This window comes from Halobacillus faecis, from assembly GCF_007991335.1.
Classification (GTDB): domain Bacteria; phylum Bacillota; class Bacilli; order Bacillales; family Halobacillaceae; genus Halobacillus; species Halobacillus faecis.
Map to the genome: position 1 here is coordinate 43513 of NZ_BJYD01000003.1, position 17655 is coordinate 61167.

Consider the following 17655-nt stretch of genomic DNA (forward strand, 5'->3'; position numbering starts at 1 on the left):
AAATTGTAGATAACTTTTTGAAAAAAGAGGTTTAGATGAGTGATAACAAAGAAGTTACTGTGTGGAATATGTGAATAAACTTATCCACAACCTATTATTGTCGGTAATTGTCGAACGATTTTTGTTCTTATCGTAAGTCTTTTTGAAACATCCTTCGATTTTGTATATGATGGTGAAGGAGATTTTGCGGTTGTATGAGGAGATGAACTGATAGATGCTAAAAAACTTTTTACCAGATGAACATGTGCCGAGCGTTTTTGATATCGACCCGGACCATTTAAAAGAAAAAGGAATCAAAGGTGTTATTACCGATTTAGATAATACCCTTGTTGCCTGGGATGAACCGGATGCAACAGAAGCCATCAAAGGATGGTTCGATAAAATGAGCGAGCACGGCATTCAGGTTACAATTGCTTCTAATAATAATGAAGCTCGAGTGAAGCTTTTTTCTGAACCTCTGGATACTACGTTTATCCATAGTGCCAGGAAGCCATTATCGAAGGCTTTCAAGAAGGCTCAGAAGCAGATGAAGCTCAAGAAGGATGAAGTCGCTGTTATTGGAGATCAGCTGCTCACCGATGTCCTGGGCGGGAATTCTGCTGGGTTCCATACAATCTTAGTTGTTCCTATCGTGGAAACGGACGGATTTGTTACGAAGTTCAACAGAAAGATTGAAAGGCGAATATTAAATTGGATGCGAAGAAAAGGGAAGATTACATGGCAGAGGAGAGATCAGTGATGGGTGAAATACAATGTCAAGGATGCGGAGCCGTCATTCAAACGACAAACCCAGAAGAAGCAGGATATGCACCTGCGTCAGCACTAGAAAGGGAAGACATCATTTGCAAGAGGTGCTTCCGCTTAAAACATTATAATGAGGTGCAGGACGTTCCATTTCAAGATGATGACTTCCTTGAGATGTTGAACCAGATCAGTGATACGAAAGGGCTGGTTGTACAGCTAGTAGATATCTTCGATTTCAATGGAAGTTTTATTTCAGGATTGAAGCGTTTGACTGGAAACAACCCTGTCATTCTCGTAGGAAACAAGATGGACGTACTTCCAAAGTCAGTGAACCACGGGAAAGTCAAACATTGGTTAAAACGTTCTGCTAAAGAGAATGGCTTAGAGGTTGAAGATGTGTACTTAATCTCAGCTGAGAAGAATCAAGGGATTCAGCAATTGTCACAAGCCATCGAACAATATCGTGAAGGTGGAGATGTATATGTGGTGGGTACGACGAATGTTGGGAAATCAACCTTTATCAATACCCTTATTTCAAATACATCTGGCGTTAAGGATGCCATTACGACCTCGTATTTTCCTGGTACGACTTTAGGTTTTATTGATATTCCTCTAGACGAAACAAGCTCACTATATGATACACCTGGGGTCATCCAGCGCCATCAAATGGCTCACTATGTGTCTGATAAGGATCTGAAACTTATTACACCACGGAAAGAAGTTAAGCCGAAAGTGTATCAGTTGAATGAAGAACAGACGCTTTTTGTAGGCGGTCTTGCCCGTCTGGATTTTGAGACAGGCGAACGTAGTTCTTTTGTCTGTCACTTCTCTAATGAATTGAATATTCATCGAACAAAATTGGAAAAAGCAGATGAACTGTATGAAAATCATTTAGGGGAACTTTTATCACCCCCAGACCCAGATACAATGACAAAGCTCCCTCCGTTAAAAGGTCATACGTTAAAGATTAAAGAAGACAAAACGGATATCGTCTTTTCTGGACTCGGTTGGGTCACGGTTCCAGAAGGTGGCATCACGGTTACTGCCCATGTGCCTGAAGGAGTGAAAGTGTCCTTGAGAGAGTCACTCATATAGGAGGGGATCATTTGTACAAACTAGGATTGATCGGCCACCCGATTGGTCATTCCATGTCTCCATGGATCCATGAAAAACTAATGGAGCAGCAGGGGATCGAAGGGAAGTATGAACTGCTGGAAATCCAGCCGGATGAGTTTGATGAAAAAATCAATTTATTGAAAGAAAAAGGGCTGGATGGTTTCAATGTAACCGTGCCATATAAAGAGAAAATTATCCCTTACCTTGATGGTCTGGATGACAGCGCCCGGCATTTGGGCGCAGTGAACACTGTTCATCACACAAATCACGGTTGGATTGGGTACAACACTGACGGAAGAGGGTTCGTTCATTCTCTGAAAAACCGTTACCCTGATCTTTTTCACGAGAACGCTAAAGCCTTATTGTTAGGAAGCGGAGGAGCGGCAAGAGGAATATTTGAAGCTCTTACGAGATCTACCATCAATCGTGTAGACATAGCCAATCGTACGTTGAAGAGGGCGGAAGACGTTATTCAGGACATCCCTTCAAAGGCGTATGCTGGTGCTCTAACACTTGAACAGGCGAAAAACACCCTCATGGATTACGACTTAATTGTCCAAACCACGACGGTCGGGATGAACCCTGATCATGATCAAATGATCGTATCACTGGATCACTTGACAAAAGGGACTGTTGTAAGCGATATTGTTTACCGTCCTATGAAAACGAAATTCTTAAACGAAGCAGAAAAAAGAGGAGCGCGGCTCCATTTTGGACATGAAATGCTGCTGCAGCAAGCTGTTTATGCCTTTCAAATATGGACAGACACCGAGCCTGAGTCTACGCTACTGCTCAATGAATTCGAACAGAAATTGAAAGGGGTATAGAATGTTAACAAGTAAACAGAAGAAGCATTTACGGGCGGCTTCTCATAATATACAGCCGATTTTTCAAGTAGGGAAAGCCGGCGTGAATGAAAATATGACGAAACAAATTGATGAAGCCCTTGAAAAGAGGGAACTGATAAAAGTGAGCATTTTACAAAACTGCTTTGAAGACAATCATGTCGTTGCAGATGAGATTGTTGAAGCCACAAATGCTCATATTGTCCAGGTGATAGGAAATACGATCATCCTTTATAAAGAGTCCAAAGAAAATAAACAAATCGAGTTACCATAAAGGGGAAGGTCAATGAAAAAAGTCGGAATTCTTGGTGGAACGTTCGACCCTCTTCACCAAGGTCATTTGATTATGGGCGAGTTTTCCCGTGAAGCTATGGACCTTGATGAAGTGTGGTTCATGCCTTCCTATATCCCACCACATAAACAGGAGTCTACTACTAATCCGGAAACACGACTGGCTATGGTGCAGACAGCCATCAGGGAACATCCACAATTTCGAATTTGTGATGTGGAATTAGTACGGAAGGGTACATCTTTTACGGTTGATACGATGACTGATTTGGTCGATCAATACCCTGACCATCAGTTTTTCTTCATCATTGGAGGCGACATGGTTGAACATTTACCAAAGTGGCACCGGGTCGAAGATCTTTCAGAGATGGTCCAATTTATTGGAGTTGAGAGGCCTGGTTATGGGTGGAACGATGACATTCCTGTCCATTTTGTTGATATTCCTTCAATCGATGTTTCTTCCACTATGATACGGAAACGTATTTCACAAGGAAAAAGCGTCCGGTATTTACTGCCGGAAGTTGTTGATTCTTTTATAAAGGAGCATCACCTGTATGAAAATGAATCGTGAAGAGGCACTAGGATATGTACGTCCTGCCTTGAAAAACTCTAGATACGAACACACAGTGAGGGTAACAGACAAGGCGGTTGAACTTGCTGAGAGGTTTCAAGTAGATGTTAAAAAGGCGGAACTGGCCGCTGCTTTCCACGATTATGCGAAATATAAACCGCTGGAGCTTATGGAACGATGGATTAAAAGTGACCGTCGTCTTCCTAAAGATCTGCTGGATTATCATCATGAGCTTTGGCATGGTCCAGTAGGTGCTTTGATGCTTGAACAGGAGGTCGGTCTTATGGATGCTGAGGTCATTTCTGCTATCAGCTGCCACACGACAGGAAAAAAGCACATGTCTAATTTGGATAAAGTTGTATTTTTAGCTGATTATATCGAACCTGGTCGTGATTTTCCCGGAGTGGATCAAGTACGGAAGAAAGCTGAAGATGATTTGGATGAAGCATGCGCTTTAGCTTTGAAAAATACAATCATTTTTCTTATTGGTAAGGAAAGGACCGTTTATCCGGACACGTTTCATGCATATAATGATTTAATATGATCTTTTGATCATGGAAAAGATAGAGATGAAATAGGGAGGAAACCCATGGAAAGTAAAGAATTAGTAAATTTAGCAGCACAAGCGTGTGATGAGAAAAGAGCACAAGATATTGTCGTTTTAGATATGTCAGAAGTTTCTCTGATTGCGGACTATTTCTTAATTTGCGAAGGGTCCAACGAACGACAAGTGCAAGCAATAGCTAGAGAGTTGAAAAATCAAGCAGAAGAACACGGGATAGAAGTGAAGCGAATGGAAGGATTTGAGCAGGCACGCTGGGTACTTGTCGATCTTAACGATATCGTCTGTCACATCTTCCACAAAGATGAACGCCATTATTACAACCTAGAAAGACTTTGGGGCGATGCAGATACGGTGGTTGTAGAAGGATTAGAAAACTAAAATGAGCTACGGGGATATGGCGCGCGTGTACGATCTTCTCATGCAGGATGCACCCTATGAACAGTGGGTGAATTTCACGAAGCAAATGCTTCAACAAAATCAATCGGAAGGTCGAAGGATCCTCGATGTAGGTTGTGGTACAGGGGAAATTACCCATCGCCTGCATAATGAAGGGTATCAAATGACGGGGATCGATTTGTCTTCTGATATGCTAACCGTTGCGCAACAGAAAAACCCTCAAGCTTCAATTGAATGGCTTCAACAGGATATGACAGCATTGGAAGGATTGTCAGGCTATGATTGCGTCATCAGTTACTGTGATGTCGTCAACTACTTAACTGATGATCAGAAGGTGCAGCAAGCTTTCGATTCTATTTACCAAACCCTTACTCAAGGGGGAGTGTTTTTATTTGATGTACACTCTATAGATCATATTCACAAGGATCTTAGTGGTGCAACATTTGCTGAAGTCCGTGATGATCTATCTTTCATCTGGTTTTGTGATTCGGGAGAACTGGAAAACAGTCTCATACACGATTTGACATTTTTTGTTGAAGATGACGGGAAGTATCAACGATTTGATGAAATTCATGAACAGCGAGGGTATGACCATAAGGTTTTGCATTCCTGGCTCTCTGAATCAGGTTTTAAGGTCCAAGGGGTGTTCTCTGATTTTAGTGATGAGCCATCCTTAGACGGAGAACGCTGGTTGTTTGTTTGTACAAAGGAATAGAGATCATGGAAGAGTCCGTAAATATCGGACTCTTTTTTTGAGCTTTTTTAAACGTTGGGCTTAGGGTAACTTTATGCAGGATAATGTGAATTTCTGTCGAATATATGATTATAAATCAATATGTTTTTTATCCTCTTTATGTTTTTTTTGGGTCGCTTCAAACATTTTTTGAAACAAAGGTCCAATGTGATCTTCTAAAGCCTGCAATCCCTCACCTGTAACTCCGCCTTTCACCGTAACTTTTTCCATTAATTCTTCCAAAGTCATCACTTTCTGTGCCAAGAGGTTTCCCAACCCAACCATCATATTTTCTGTCAACGAGGTAGCTTTATCTTTAGGAAGGCCCGCAACATCACCAGCAGCTGCAATCCATTGGCTGAGCAAATAGCTAATAAATGCAGGGCCGCATGATACGATGTCGGACGCTACACGTATGTGCTCTTCTTTGATTTCAATGGGAGTGGAGATATGCTGGAAAGTCCGCTTCAATAATTCTCGATTTTCGGTTTTTATTTTAGATCCAAACGTGAACAAACTTACACCAGACCAAGCATGATTTGTTATGGATGGAACAATTCTCGCCACTTGGCAGGGGGTGACTTTTTCTAACTGCTCAACAGCGACCGGACTTGTAATGGAAACAAGACATTGTTCTTCAGACCATTTTCCTTCTAGTGCATCAATAATGTTCTTGTAGTGATGCGGCTTAACGCAGATGAAAATGATATCGCTGTTATTTTGGAGTGCGGCTAAATCCTGCGCTACTTTAAGGTTTGGAAATTCTTCTTGGATCTTCTCCGCTTTTTCTAACGTCCGATTGTAAATCGTCAACTGCTCAGCAGGTACGGCTCCGCTCTTTATAAGCGTAGAAATGAGCATACTTCCCATATTCCCTGTGCCGATGATTCCCCATTTCATTGGAATCCCTCCTTATTGATTACCTATATATCCTTATTCTGAAAAACAATAATTATGAAAGAAGGTCAGAGCATGAGCGTATTAAAAAGATACTCTTGGATGATCTTGATTATCGCAGTGATTGGCGTCCTGTATTTTTTAAATCCATCAAATGATGAAGGTTCCCAAATGACGGAGGTGAAGGAAGTGACGATTGAGGATACAGTTGAAGAAAATGCTGGTTTCGGTACTGTAAAAGTAGATGTGAAAGGGGAAGTCCACAACCCTGGTGTTTATACAATGCCAGAAGAAACGAGAGTGGATGATGTGATTATTGAAGCTGGAGGCATGACAGATGAAGCGGATCCCACCAGTGTAAACCTTGCGCAAAAAATACAGGATGAAATGGTGATTTTTATAGCCTCTCACCAATCGTCATCGAATAAATCAGTTGAAGTGGATTCGTTAACCGAAGAAAAAGTGAGTATCAACCGAGCTTCAGCCAGTGAAATGGAAACTTTAAATGGAATTGGTCCTTCAAAAGCTGCTAGTATTATTAAGTATAGAGAAGAAAATGGCCCATTTTCTTCTGTGGAAGATCTTGTGAATGTGCCTGGTATCGGTGAGAAAACGTTAGAAAGCCTAAAGGAGCTGATCACTGTTCCATAAGTTTGACGGAATCCAGAGGTCAGAGTAAACTTGATGAAAAAAGTGGGGGTTACATAATGGAGCGGATTACTTGGAATCAATACTTCATGTCACAAAGCTATTTATTAAAATCACGCAGTACCTGTCAAAGGTTAGCTGTAGGAGCGGTCATTGTAAGAGATAAGCGTATGATTGCCGGGGGATACAATGGAAGCGTCTCAGGGGGGGTACATTGTATCGATGAGGGTTGCTATGTTGTGGATGGTCATTGTGTCCGTACCATACATGCTGAGATGAACGCACTCCTTCAGTGTTCCAAGTTCGGTGTTGCTACAGAAGGAGCAGAGATCTATGTCACTCACTTTCCATGTTTGCACTGTACGAAGGCAATTATTCAAGCAGGAATGAAAGCCGTCTATTATAGCGAAGATTATAAAAATGACCCCTATGCGATTGAGGTGTTGCAACAGGCAGGTGTCCGTATGCAAAAGGTCCCTGTAGAAACGGAGCCACTCCAACAGAAACAAAAGCTTCTCATACGGCAAATGCTTGAGAAACTCGAGTCGAACGGCGACCCTGAGTCAGAACAACTCGTACACGAAGCTTCACAACTTTTAAAATTGGACAAACAGTGATCATCGTGAGAGGGTCCTGGCATCTTCCCGTCATAGCCTTTGTGCTTGGCGGGGTGTTATCTATTCAACAAGGTTTTCCTTTTTATGTCGTTGGGATTGTTTTTGTTTTTTGGTTGTTCAGTTTTCGTCGAAACCTCCTCTTTCTCTTCTTCCTCCTTCTATTCGGGATAGGTGGGTACTTCCACCTCTCACTTGATTCCTCTCCTTTTTCTCCTCAATCCCTTGATGACGATGCCGTGGAAGGTGAAATTGTATCTGATGTGACGGAAAGTACTCATGCTTTCACCGTCGTATTGGAAGGGGATGCTGGTAAAATGCTCATTCGGTATGTGAAAGAAAAACCAAATGATCCTCCCCCCGAAAGTTTGAAACATGGGGCTCTCTGTAAGGTGAAAGGAGAGGTGAAGCCTTTCGATAGTGCACGCAATCCGGGTCAATTCGATTATCGTGCTCATATGGCAGGCAAAGGAATTTATGTTCAGATTCTACTCCAAGATGAAGCGTTTCTACAGTGTCAAGGAGAATCGTGGATCAGTCATTTGTATGACACAAGAGAACAATTAAAAATGTCTGTGAAGGAGCGTGTCCACCCAACTACTTATGTATGGATGGAGGCTCTGATTTTCGGAGATACCAGGCTGATCGATTCTTCGACAATTGAATGGTTTAGAGAGTTTAATTTATCCCATATCCTCGCCATATCAGGATTGCACGTTGGACTGACACTTGGAGGGACTTACTTTCTTCTCTACCGGACAGGCATAGCAACAAAGAAGCAATCCAAGCTCTTCTTGCTTGCCCTTTTACCTTTTTACATGTTTATATCAGGTGGTGCTCCATCTGTCATGCGTGCTGGACTTATGGGTGTTCTTCTTATCTCCACAGCTTCATTCCAAAAAAAGATCCCTATTATTGACCTTCTATCCTTCACCTGTTTCTTCTTGTTAATTTCTTCCCCTTCATATTTTTATCATCTAGGTTTTCAATTTTCATTTTTAGTCACCTTCAGTTTATTGCTTACAACTCCGGTGTTGAAGCAATATGAGAGTAAGTGGATGCAGTCTGCGATTATAGGGTTGGTGAGCCAGCTCTCCCTCCTTGCTCTACAGGTCCATTATTTTTATGAGTTTCAGCCTTTTTCTTTATGGATTAATATGATTGCTGTCCCGTATTTTTCATTCTTTGTCATCCCCCTATTGATGGCTATTTTTCTCCTTTCTTTTTTACTTCCGTCTCTATGCACATTCCTTTCCGATGCCTTTTCAATCATTCATGAATTTGTTGTATCTTTCCTCATCACACAATCCGATCCTTTCGATTACCCATGGGTCATTGGTGAGCTTCCCTCCATATACATCTTCTTGTACACAGCCTTTTTCGTAATTATGATGAAAAAATGGGAACGGAAGGAAAAGGGGAAAGCATTCCTGGCATCCCTGGCCGTTGTTTTTGTATTTGTTTATTATAGTTTGATTCCATATTTTACTAAGGAAGGAGTCGTAACCATGTTGGATGTGGGGCAGGGGGATTCCTTTGTGATAGAGCTTCCACAGAGAAATGGAGTCATTATGATTGATGCGGCGGGGCCACCGGTTTTTTCTACGAATAAAGAAAAAACGGCAATTGAGGTGATTCTACCGTTTTTAAAATCAAGAGGTATTCAGCAAATTGATGCTCTGTTCATTACTCACGAAGATTCTGATCACAGTGGAAGTGTCCCTTTCATCCTTGATGAAATGAGTGTTGGCCGCATTTATGTAAGTCCTTTTCATTCAGAGGAATACGGAGTTGGCATTGAGAAAGTAAGCTCAGGACAGAGCATTTGGATTGGAGGGTATGAATTTCATGTGGTGCATCCGGTCGAGGGTGAAGACCAAGGGGACCCAAACGACAATTCACTCGTGTTGAATAGCCTGTTGGGAGGGAAGTGGTGGTTCTTTACAGGAGATATATCTGCTCCGATTGAAAAGGACATCGTAAAGAGGAAATTGTCGTTGCAGACAGATGTCTTAAAAGTGGCTCATCATGGAAGCCATACATCCACTTCAGAGGAACTGCTGAATGGGCTGCAGCCAAAAATCGGCTTGATTTCTGCGGGAGTGGACAATCGCTACGGCCATCCTCACGAAGAGGTCGTGGAAAGGTTATCCGAACACGGGGTCATTTTGCTTCAGACCAATCGGCATGGTTCCGTTCAATACATTTTTTCTGGGCAAAGTGGAACGTTTTCAACGTTTATCCCGTATAATGCGAGCAGAGAATAAAAAAAGACTGCCGAAAACAGCAGCCTTCCGGTTTTGCATTTCATTACTGTCCAAGAAAAGAAAACAAAACACCGATGAAGAAGATGACGAAGAAGAAAACAAATGAAAATACAAACCCTAACCCAGAGTCGATCACATCATTAGTTTTGGATTGAATATCGTTTTTAAACTCGTTCACTGTTACCCCTCCTATATCAATTATTAAGTATAGTCCATTTTTAACCAAAAATCTACATTTACCGGGCATGAAAACGAATTTTATCGATGATTCATACCTTTCCCACTCCTAGCAAGACTTGTCACAGATAATTCTCCTGTAAGCGGTCAAACTAAACGCAAGAGAGGAACAACATCGTCCTCTCCAAGAGCTCCCGGGGCTTTTGGAATGGCGTTTATATAGATGGTTCATACGGCGACATCAGCACACCATTTTGACAGAATTTCTAAAGAAACATAAAATGGTGACACTGAGTTCCCCATTATGGGGCGCCGTACTCTTTTTTTATAAAGGAAGGACAACCACTTTATGGTCAATGTAAAACAATCACAAGTGTACTTATTATATGGAGAAGAATCCTATTTAATTCAGGAGCATAAAAATAAAATCATTGAAAAAACGTTAAAGAAAGAAGATCGGGAGTTTAACATCTCCCAGTATGATTTAGAGGAGACCCCCATCGAGGATGTCATTACAGATGCAGAAACCTTTCCATTCCTTGGTGAAGGGAAAATTGTCATTGCCAATCACCCCGTCTTTTTAAAGGCGAAACCGGATAAACTTCCGTTTGAACATGACACGGAAGTACTTTTGGAATACCTTCAAAATCCTGCTGAATACACCGTGTTAATTCTAATTGCTCCATATGAAAAGCTGGATGAACGGAAAAAAGTTTTTAAACAATTAAAAAAGAATGGAGAAGCCATCAGTTGCCAGCCGGTGAAAGAATGGGACGTTGACAAATGGATCCAAACTTTAGCGAACGATTTACATATCACCGTCCCCTCGGAAATTCATGAACTGTTCACTCAGGAGATTGGTGCAAATCTTATGGCGCTTAGAAAAGAGATGGAAAAACTGGCTTTGTATGTCGGAGAAGGCGGAGTAGTCACAAGAGAAATCGCAGAACAGCTTCTTTCCCACAGTGCAGAAGCATCAGGGCTTAAACTTGTCGATGCCGTCATGGAAAAAGATTTGGGCCGAGCCATTCGGATTTATAAGGATCTGGAAAAACTGAATGAAGAGCCGATTGCTTTAACGGCCCTTCTTGCATCTCAATTCAGGATTATCAGTCAAGCGAAAGTCCTCAAGCAAAAAGGGTACGGCCAGAATCAAATGAAAAGTTATATCAAGGCCCATCCATACGTCATAAAAATGGCGTTGAAAAGGGAGCGTGCCTTCACTCAACAGGAACTGGATCAAATTATGAATCAACTTGCAGAAACGGATTACAACCTGAAACAGGGGAAAATGGAGAAAGCCTTGGCTTTTGAAATGCTCCTCTATCGATTGATCAACATTAAGCAAAACACCCCTGTCTCTTCGTAATCTCCATATCGGACGAATTAAAATTTTGTTGTGAGTTGGAGTTGGGCGGATCGTTTTGAACTTTCTTCTCTAAAAGCTGTGTCTCCAATATAATTTGTCAGTGAAAAAATAATGAAAAGAAGCCCTCCGATAACTCGGAGGGCTTCGTTCATGTAAAAACGACCCATTCCAAAAAGAAGGATCGTCTGTTGGTCATAAATTACGAATGAATTATAATGCGTTGACTAGTTTTGTTAGGCGGGATTTTTTACGGTTCCCTGTATTTGTAGGAAGGGCACCACGTTGAACAGCTTTGTCGATTTTCTTAACCGCTGTAGGAAGTGCTTCTTTCGCGTTCTCCACATCCTTGCTTTCAACAAGCTTTTCTACACGTTTAACCGCTGTACGCATGTCAGATTTGAAAGCTGCATTCAAAGAACGAGCGTCATCATTCGTACGTACACGTTTTTTCGCTGATTTAATATTAGGCATAGTTTCACCTCCTAGGTAAAAACAAAAGACTCATTCATATCGAACAAGAGACATTTTACCAGAGCGGTACGCTGTTTTCAATACTTATCTATATATGAATCCCTTCATTTGCATAGTTTTTATCTGCTTGGGAGAAGATTTTCTTAAGGAGGTTGAGTTGAATGGAGGAAAATTTCGACTACACATTAAGAACGGACCTGGCGCTTGAAGCTCAGGAGATGAATGTGAAAGATGAACCGGGATCCTCAGATTCTGATGGGGTGGAGGTCCATGAAAACGAAAAAAACGATATTAAGATTACGTATGTAACGGTAGATGAAGCAGGAGCTGAACGGATCGGGAAAAAGGCGGGGCATTATGTCACGTTGGAATCACTCGCTATTCGTAAGCAGGATCAGCAATTACAAGTGAACTTAGCAAAGACATTATCCGGACAGTTAAGGAAATTAATGAATGAATGTGGAATAAAAGAAATGGACCGGGGTTTAATTGTCGGACTTGGTAATCATAATGTGACGCCAGATGCTCTGGGACCATTAGTGACAGAAGAAGTCTATGTTACGAGCCACTTATTTGAGCTTCATCCCGAAACCGTATCTGATGGTTACCGACCTGTTTCTGCTTTCACTCCCGGGGTTATGGGCGTAACAGGTATTGAGACGAGTGATATGGTTCATGGGATCATTGAACAGACGAAGCCGGATTTTGTTTTGGTCATCGATGCCCTTGCTTCACGTTCGATCAATCGTATCAATGCGACTATACAACTTTCTGATACAGGGATTCATCCTGGGTCCGGGGTAGGCAACAAGCGGAAAGAAATCAGCAGAGAGACATACGGCATCCCTGTGATTTCCATTGGAGTGCCAACAGTAGTAGATGCCGTGACAATTACGAGTGATGCCATTGATTATGTGTTAAAACATTTTGGCAGAGAGTGGCGGGAAAAAGATCGCCCTTCAAATGCATTGTCGCCCGCCATGAACCCGTTTGAAAGAAAGACGCTGACAGATGAAGACCATCCGAATGAGGAGCAAAGCAAAGCGGTTATGGGCATGTTTGGCCAATTAGAAGAGGTGGAAAAGAAACAACTGATTAAGGAAGTGCTGACCCCACTTGGCCATAATTTGATGGTTACCCCTAAAGAGGTGGACAGCTTCATTCAGGATATGGCGCATGTCATCGCGAAGGGGATCAATGGGGCTTTGCATCCGGGTATAGAAGATGGCGAAGCACAATCTAATTTTTAATAATGATTTAATAGAGAGGTTCTATTAAATTCCTCTCTCTCATACCATTTACTAGATAGTGGATGAGGGGGAGGATTTTTCATGTCTCGTTACCCAATTATGAAGAAAAATAAGAAAAGCTATATGAAGCAGGGGACAAGATGGACCATCATCGCAGTCACCGTTTTGCTTTTATTGTTTATTGGTATTGGTATTCTTACAGGTGCAAAAACGACCTATCGTATTTATTCAAGTACGATACAAGAATGGACAACCAAGCTTGAAGGCAGTGCTTTTTTATATCTCTTTGAAATGGAAAACCGCGCATTCAAAGATGCCCACCCTGAAGGGAATCGAATCCCTAGTCTAACGACATTGTCTTTTCAATTACTTACAAGCCTTACACCCAATGATCCAAGAAGCCTCCTAGGAAGAGAAATTCCGGGATTATCTTCTTATAACAGTCAAATTATCATTGCTGGTAAAGGGACAGACTACTCTACACTCCCTATTGAGTCAGAACCTCCTATGATTGTAGATGACCGCGGAGAGGAAGGAGAGGTGGAAGAAACAAACGAAGATGAAGGAAAGCAAGAAGAGAGGCCGGTGGGTGAAGATCGTGTTTATATTTACCACACCCATAACACAGAATCCTTCTATCCACACTTACCGGATGAGTCCACGGACCATGATGGAAAAGTGAATATTACTCTTATCGGAGAACGTCTTGGTGCAGGGTTAGAAAAAAGAGGGATTGGAGCAATTGTTGATACGACAGATGTAGCTGCTTTAAGAAATGAAAAAGGCATGAAATATTATCAATCTTACGATGCGATGAGGCCTGTGGTGGAAGAAGCCATCAGTCAGAATGGAGGCATCCAGTACTTGTTTGACCTTCATAGGGATTCCCTTTCCAAGGAACACACCACAACGACGATCAATGGTAAGAACTACGCGCGTTTTGCCTTCGTCATAGGGGCTGAACACCCCCAATATGAACAAAACTTGCAACTCGCATCCAAAATCCATCAGCTTTTGGAGGAGAAATATCCAGGGATCAGCCGAGGTGTTATAACGAAAAAGGGTTCAGGTGTAGATGGCATCTATAACCAGGACTTACATCCGAATGCCATACTCATTGAATTTGGTGGTGTTTATAATCATTTAGACGAATTGTACCGTTCGGCAGATGTTATGGCGGAAGTTTTCAGTGATTATTATTTTGAAGATGAAAAGGTATCCACAGAGTAATGGAGGAGGGGCACAATGAAATGGTTGGCGGGGGGACTCATCGTTGTCGTTGTTTTTATTACGGGAGCTTTTTATGGCATTGATAAAACAAACGAAAAGCTGGATGACCGCCCCGCTGTGGTGACGACTGAAAAATCAGAGCAAGAAATTGACCACAGGGTAGAAGAGCAACCATCCCCACCACCGGGTACCGATGATTTTTGCGCTCCTCCTAAGATAGATACTGGGCCGCCCTGGATCTCACAACTTGCAGGAGAAATGGGGCAAGGGGTAGCTTCAAGCTTCAATGGAGTCATCGTTGTTTTGTCTGAAATTATTCAGGCAGGGGAATAAGATTCAGATGTTGTTGGGGTTTACATTGAATAATGCTTGCCGTATTGCTATAATCAACCTAGATATTTGTGTCGAATTCAGTAGGAGTGATTTAAGTTGACAGCACAATCTAAACAAGAAAGGGTCCGCAATTTTTCGATTATTGCCCATATCGACCACGGGAAATCGACACTTGCAGACCGTATTCTGGAAAAAACGAAAGCACTAACCCAAAGAGAAATGAAGGAACAATTCCTTGACGCGATGGATCTTGAACGTGAACGTGGAATCACGATTAAATTAAATGCCGTTCAATTGTCTTATGAAGCGAACGATGGACAGGATTATACGTTCCACTTAATCGATACCCCAGGCCACGTCGACTTTACATATGAGGTCTCTCGTAGTTTAGCGGCCTGTGAAGGTGCGATCCTGGTTGTAGATGCTGCACAGGGAATAGAAGCACAAACATTAGCCAATGTTTACCTGGCATTGGAAAACGACTTAGAAATTATCCCGGTCATTAATAAAATTGACCTTCCAGGCGCTGATCCTGAACGTATCAAACAAGAAATTGAAGATGTCATCGGGATCGATGCTTCTGATGCCATTCTTGCTTCTGCTAAAGAAGGAGTAGGGATCGATGAGATTTTAGAACGGATCGTAAGTGATATTCCGGCTCCACAGGGCGATGCAAAAGACCCGACGAAGGCTCTGATTTTCGACTCCTTGTACGATTCCTATAGAGGTGTCGTAGCCTATACGTGTGTTCGTGAAGGCTCTATCAAACTTGGGGATAAAATTAAAATGATGGCCACCGGCAAAGAGTTCGAAGTGAATGAACTAGGCGTTTTCCGTCCGACTCCTACCCCATTGAAAGAGTTAAATGTTGGGGATGTCGGTTATTTAACGGCATCAATCAAGAATATTGGCGACAGCCGTGTGGGGGATACCATTACGCTTGCTAAAAATCCTGCTACCGAACCGCTGCCTGGATATAAAAAGATGAATCCGATGGTATTCTGTGGAATGTATCCAGTTGATGCGAGCAAATACAATGACCTTAGAGATGCTCTTGAACGCTTGGAACTTAATGATTCCTCCCTTCAATTCGAGCCTGAAACTTCCCAGGCACTTGGTTTTGGGTTCCGTTGTGGTTTCTTAGGAATGCTTCATATGGAAATCATCCAAGAACGTATCGAACGGGAATATAAGATCGACCTTATTACGACAGCTCCAAGTGTTATTTATCAGGTGACCCTTACGGATGGATCTGTCATAAATGTCGATAACCCTTCCATGATGCCGGATAACCAGAAACTTGAAGAAGTTCAGGAACCTTTTGTTAAGGCAACGGTCATGGTACCGAACGATTATGTCGGTCCAGTTATGGAAATCTGTCAACGGAAGCGCGGCAATTTCATGGATATGCAGTATCTGGATGACAACAGGGTCAATATCGTTTATGAGATTCCATTGTCTGAAATTGTTTATGATTTCTTTGATTCCTTGAAATCCCAAACAAAAGGGTATGCATCCTTTGATTATGAGTTGATTGGGTATCGCGTGTCGAATCTGGTGAAAATGGATATCTTGTTGAATGGGGATACCATTGATGCATTGTCCTTCATCGTACACCGTGACTTTGCGTACGAACGTGGGAAGCTCATTGCTGAAAAGCTTAAGGAATTAATTCCAAGACAGCAATTTGAAGTTCCTGTCCAAGCCGCCATCGGAAATAAAATCGTTGCTCGAACGACGATCAAAGCGATGCGTAAAAACGTTCTTTCCAAATGTTACGGTGGAGACATTTCCCGAAAGCGTAAATTGCTTGAAAAGCAAAAAGAAGGGAAGAAGCGCATGAAGATGGTTGGATCTGTTGAGGTCCCACAAGAAGCCTTCATGTCCGTCCTTGATTTGAACGAAGATTAAAGCTAAAGGAAGACAGTTGAAACCGCAGGAGATTCTTCTCTTGCGGTTTTCCTTATGAAAGGTGGTAACAACCATGAAAATCCCATCCGCATATATACACATCCCTTTCTGTCAGCAGATTTGTCACTATTGTGATTTTACGAAGTTTTTCTATAATGAGCGTCTGGCAGACGACTATTTGGAGGCCCTTGAAAAAGAAATTCACACCTATATCCCGGGAGAAAAAGCGGACGTGCGAACCATTTTTGTCGGTGGTGGAACTCCGACAGCCGTGAACCACAAGCAGTTAGAAAAGCTTTTGAAAATGATTGATGATCATTTTGATATTTCTGGCTGTGAAGAGTACACCTTTGAAGCAAACCCGGGAGACTTAGATGTCGAAAAAGTACGTTTGTTGAAGGCGTATGGTGTCGATCGCATATCACTCGGCGTTCAAGTTTTCGATGATGAGATGCTTGAAAAGATTGGCCGTGTCCACAAGGTGAAAGATGTTTATACGAATATCGATCGTCTCGTTCAAGCGGGGTTGACGAATGTGAGCATAGATCTTATGTACGCTCTCCCTGGACAGACGGTGGAAGACTTTGAAAAGACCATTGATGAAGCGGTGCAATTCGGTTTGCCGCATTACTCTTCCTATTCTCTGCAAATTGAACCGAAAACTGTGTTTTATCAACGGTATAAAAAGGGTAAGCTCACCAAGGCTAAGGAAGATGATGAGGCAGAAATGTATGAGTTGTTACAGCGTAAATTAGCAGAAGCTGGTGCTGTGCAATATGAGATCAGTAACTTCGCAAAGCCCGGGTTTGAAAGTAAACACAACCTGACATACTGGAATAATGAATATTATTATGGCATCGGAGCGGGTGCCCACGGGTACCTTCCGGGAAAGCGGACAATTAATATCCGCCCTTTGCCTGCCTATGTTAAGAAAGCTACGGAAGATGGGAAGCCTGTCCTTCATGAGGAACCTATTGGCCTCAAAGAGCAGTTGGAGGAAGAAATGTTTCTGGGCTTGCGAAAAACTAGAGGGGTTTCAAAAGAACTCTTCCATCAAAAGTATGGGAAAACACTTGTCGATGTGTTTGGCAATAAGCTGACAGAGCTGAAAGAGCGTTCGTTAATAGCAGAAGAAACAGACCATATCCGTCTTACATCCAAGGGACGCATTCTTGGTAATGAAGTTTTCCAAGAGTTTTTATTGGATGAATAATCAAACGAACATTTCTC

The 17655-nt window shown here is 42.2% G+C and carries 20 protein-coding genes; 17 read left to right on the forward strand and 3 right to left on the reverse strand.

From position 1 onward, the window contains the following. The first annotated feature begins 214 nt into the window (after nucleotides 1-214). From HFA01_RS01260 to HFA01_RS01295, 8 genes are read left to right on the forward strand one after another with little or no spacing between them, the layout of a single operon-like run. Nucleotides 215-739, forward strand: coding sequence for a YqeG family HAD IIIA-type phosphatase (locus HFA01_RS01260; RefSeq protein WP_146812781.1), 525 nt, complete (start codon nucleotides 215-217; stop codon nucleotides 737-739). Then, nucleotides 736-1839, forward strand: a complete 1104-nt coding sequence (yqeH, locus tag HFA01_RS01265; protein WP_146812870.1) for a ribosome biogenesis GTPase YqeH — start codon at nucleotides 736-738, stop codon at nucleotides 1837-1839. Before HFA01_RS01260 ends, yqeH begins: the two co-directional genes overlap by 4 nt. A gap of 11 nt (nucleotides 1840-1850) precedes the next feature. Next, on the forward strand, nucleotides 1851-2687 hold the full coding sequence (aroE, locus tag HFA01_RS01270; RefSeq protein ID WP_146812782.1) for a shikimate dehydrogenase: 837 nt from the start codon (nucleotides 1851-1853) through the stop codon (nucleotides 2685-2687). 1 nt (nucleotide 2688) lies between these two features. Next, the gene (yhbY, locus tag HFA01_RS01275) at nucleotides 2689-2979 is read left to right on the forward strand and encodes a ribosome assembly RNA-binding protein YhbY (RefSeq protein ID WP_146812783.1); all 291 of its coding nucleotides are present in this window, start codon (nucleotides 2689-2691) and stop codon (nucleotides 2977-2979) included. A 12-nt stretch (nucleotides 2980-2991) separates the two neighbouring features. After that, nucleotides 2992-3564 carry a nicotinate-nucleotide adenylyltransferase gene (locus tag HFA01_RS01280; RefSeq protein WP_146812784.1) on the forward strand — a complete coding sequence of 191 codons (573 nt, stop codon included), beginning with the start codon at nucleotides 2992-2994 and terminating at the stop codon, nucleotides 3562-3564. Beyond that, nucleotides 3548-4108 (forward strand): bis(5'-nucleosyl)-tetraphosphatase (symmetrical) YqeK, encoded by a 561-nt coding sequence (yqeK, locus tag HFA01_RS01285; RefSeq protein ID WP_146812785.1) that lies wholly within the window; start codon nucleotides 3548-3550, stop codon nucleotides 4106-4108. The genes HFA01_RS01280 and yqeK overlap by 17 nt, the downstream gene beginning before the upstream one ends. Nucleotides 4109-4153: 45 nt before the next feature. Then, entirely contained in the window at nucleotides 4154-4507 is a 354-nt protein-coding gene (gene rsfS, locus HFA01_RS01290; RefSeq protein WP_146812786.1) for a ribosome silencing factor, read from the forward strand. Between the two features lies 1 nt (nucleotide 4508). Then, entirely contained in the window at nucleotides 4509-5240 is a 732-nt protein-coding gene (locus tag HFA01_RS01295) for a class I SAM-dependent DNA methyltransferase (RefSeq protein WP_246139236.1), read from the forward strand. 108 nt (nucleotides 5241-5348) lie between these two features. Here the strand turns inward: HFA01_RS01295 and comER are convergent, their stop codons facing one another. Continuing rightward, nucleotides 5349-6158 carry a late competence protein ComER gene (gene comER, locus HFA01_RS01300; protein WP_146812787.1) on the reverse strand — a complete coding sequence of 270 codons (810 nt, stop codon included), beginning with the start codon at nucleotides 6156-6158 and terminating at the stop codon, nucleotides 5349-5351. A gap of 72 nt (nucleotides 6159-6230) precedes the next feature. On the opposite strand from comER, the gene HFA01_RS01305 reads away from it, so the two are divergent. Genes HFA01_RS01305 through HFA01_RS01315 form a run of 3 tightly spaced genes read left to right on the forward strand, consistent with a single transcriptional unit; the run spans nucleotide 6231 to nucleotide 9684 of the window. Beyond that, entirely contained in the window at nucleotides 6231-6806 is a 576-nt protein-coding gene (locus HFA01_RS01305) for a helix-hairpin-helix domain-containing protein (RefSeq protein WP_146812788.1), read from the forward strand. A 56-nt stretch (nucleotides 6807-6862) separates the two neighbouring features. Continuing rightward, entirely contained in the window at nucleotides 6863-7420 is a 558-nt protein-coding gene (locus tag HFA01_RS01310) for a ComE operon protein 2 (protein ID WP_146812789.1), read from the forward strand. Beyond that, on the forward strand, nucleotides 7417-9684 hold the full coding sequence (locus HFA01_RS01315; protein WP_167506125.1) for a DNA internalization-related competence protein ComEC/Rec2: 2268 nt from the start codon (nucleotides 7417-7419) through the stop codon (nucleotides 9682-9684). The genes HFA01_RS01310 and HFA01_RS01315 overlap by 4 nt, the downstream gene beginning before the upstream one ends. Before the next feature lie 43 nt (nucleotides 9685-9727). Here the strand turns inward: HFA01_RS01315 and HFA01_RS01320 are convergent, their stop codons facing one another. Continuing rightward, nucleotides 9728-9862: a YqzM family protein gene (locus tag HFA01_RS01320; RefSeq protein WP_089654323.1), complete on the reverse strand. Its 135-nt coding sequence runs from the start codon at nucleotides 9860-9862 to the stop codon at nucleotides 9728-9730. A 348-nt stretch (nucleotides 9863-10210) separates the two neighbouring features. Between HFA01_RS01320 and holA the strand changes: the two genes are divergently transcribed. Beyond that, nucleotides 10211-11230, forward strand: coding sequence for a DNA polymerase III subunit delta (gene holA / locus HFA01_RS01325; protein WP_146812791.1), 1020 nt, complete (start codon nucleotides 10211-10213; stop codon nucleotides 11228-11230). 210 nt (nucleotides 11231-11440) lie between these two features. Here holA and rpsT read toward each other — a convergent pair whose 3' ends face one another. After that, a complete protein-coding gene (gene rpsT / locus HFA01_RS01330; RefSeq protein ID WP_146812792.1) occupies nucleotides 11441-11701 on the reverse strand; it encodes a 30S ribosomal protein S20 in 261 nt (86 codons plus the stop codon). Between the two features lie 161 nt (nucleotides 11702-11862). On the opposite strand from rpsT, the gene gpr reads away from it, so the two are divergent. The 5 genes from gpr (at nucleotide 11863) to hemW (ending at nucleotide 17638) form a co-directional block, all read left to right on the forward strand. Next, nucleotides 11863-12951: a GPR endopeptidase gene (gene gpr, locus HFA01_RS01335; RefSeq protein WP_146812793.1), complete on the forward strand. Its 1089-nt coding sequence runs from the start codon at nucleotides 11863-11865 to the stop codon at nucleotides 12949-12951. Nucleotides 12952-13032: 81 nt separating this feature from the next. Beyond that, entirely contained in the window at nucleotides 13033-14181 is a 1149-nt protein-coding gene (gene spoIIP, locus HFA01_RS01340) for a stage II sporulation protein P (protein ID WP_146812794.1), read from the forward strand. Between the two features lie 15 nt (nucleotides 14182-14196). Next, nucleotides 14197-14514, forward strand: a complete 318-nt coding sequence (locus tag HFA01_RS01345; RefSeq protein WP_146812795.1) for a hypothetical protein — start codon at nucleotides 14197-14199, stop codon at nucleotides 14512-14514. 96 nt (nucleotides 14515-14610) lie between these two features. Continuing rightward, nucleotides 14611-16425, forward strand: a complete 1815-nt coding sequence (lepA, locus tag HFA01_RS01350) for a translation elongation factor 4 (RefSeq protein ID WP_146812796.1) — start codon at nucleotides 14611-14613, stop codon at nucleotides 16423-16425. Nucleotides 16426-16498: 73 nt separating this feature from the next. Continuing rightward, nucleotides 16499-17638, forward strand: a complete 1140-nt coding sequence (hemW, locus tag HFA01_RS01355; protein ID WP_146812797.1) for a radical SAM family heme chaperone HemW — start codon at nucleotides 16499-16501, stop codon at nucleotides 17636-17638. Nucleotides 17639-17655: the final 17 nt, after the last annotated feature.

Bases quoted from the DNA above. Each gene is read 5' to 3' on its own strand.
- HFA01_RS01260 (WP_146812781.1), top strand. From the start codon at position 215: ATGCTAAAAAACTTTTTACCAGATGAACATGTGCCGAGCGTTTTTGAT.
- yhbY (WP_146812783.1), top strand. From the start codon at position 2,689: ATGTTAACAAGTAAACAGAAGAAGCATTTACGGGCGGCTTCTCATAAT.
- HFA01_RS01280 (WP_146812784.1), top strand. From the start codon at position 2,992: ATGAAAAAAGTCGGAATTCTTGGTGGAACGTTCGACCCTCTTCACCAA.
- yqeK (WP_146812785.1), top strand. From the start codon at position 3,548: ATGAAAATGAATCGTGAAGAGGCACTAGGATATGTACGTCCTGCCTTG.
- rsfS (WP_146812786.1), top strand. From the start codon at position 4,154: ATGGAAAGTAAAGAATTAGTAAATTTAGCAGCACAAGCGTGTGATGAG.
- HFA01_RS01295 (WP_246139236.1), top strand. From the start codon at position 4,509: ATGAGCTACGGGGATATGGCGCGCGTGTACGATCTTCTCATGCAGGAT.
- comER (WP_146812787.1), bottom strand. From the start codon at position 6,158: ATGAAATGGGGAATCATCGGCACAGGGAATATGGGAAGTATGCTCATT.
- HFA01_RS01305 (WP_146812788.1), top strand. From the start codon at position 6,231: ATGAGCGTATTAAAAAGATACTCTTGGATGATCTTGATTATCGCAGTG.
- HFA01_RS01310 (WP_146812789.1), top strand. From the start codon at position 6,863: ATGGAGCGGATTACTTGGAATCAATACTTCATGTCACAAAGCTATTTA.
- holA (WP_146812791.1), top strand. From the start codon at position 10,211: ATGGTCAATGTAAAACAATCACAAGTGTACTTATTATATGGAGAAGAA.
- rpsT (WP_146812792.1), bottom strand. From the start codon at position 11,701: ATGCCTAATATTAAATCAGCGAAAAAACGTGTACGTACGAATGATGAC.
- gpr (WP_146812793.1), top strand. From the start codon at position 11,863: ATGGAGGAAAATTTCGACTACACATTAAGAACGGACCTGGCGCTTGAA.
- spoIIP (WP_146812794.1), top strand. From the start codon at position 13,033: ATGTCTCGTTACCCAATTATGAAGAAAAATAAGAAAAGCTATATGAAG.
- HFA01_RS01345 (WP_146812795.1), top strand. From the start codon at position 14,197: ATGAAATGGTTGGCGGGGGGACTCATCGTTGTCGTTGTTTTTATTACG.
- hemW (WP_146812797.1), top strand. From the start codon at position 16,499: ATGAAAATCCCATCCGCATATATACACATCCCTTTCTGTCAGCAGATT.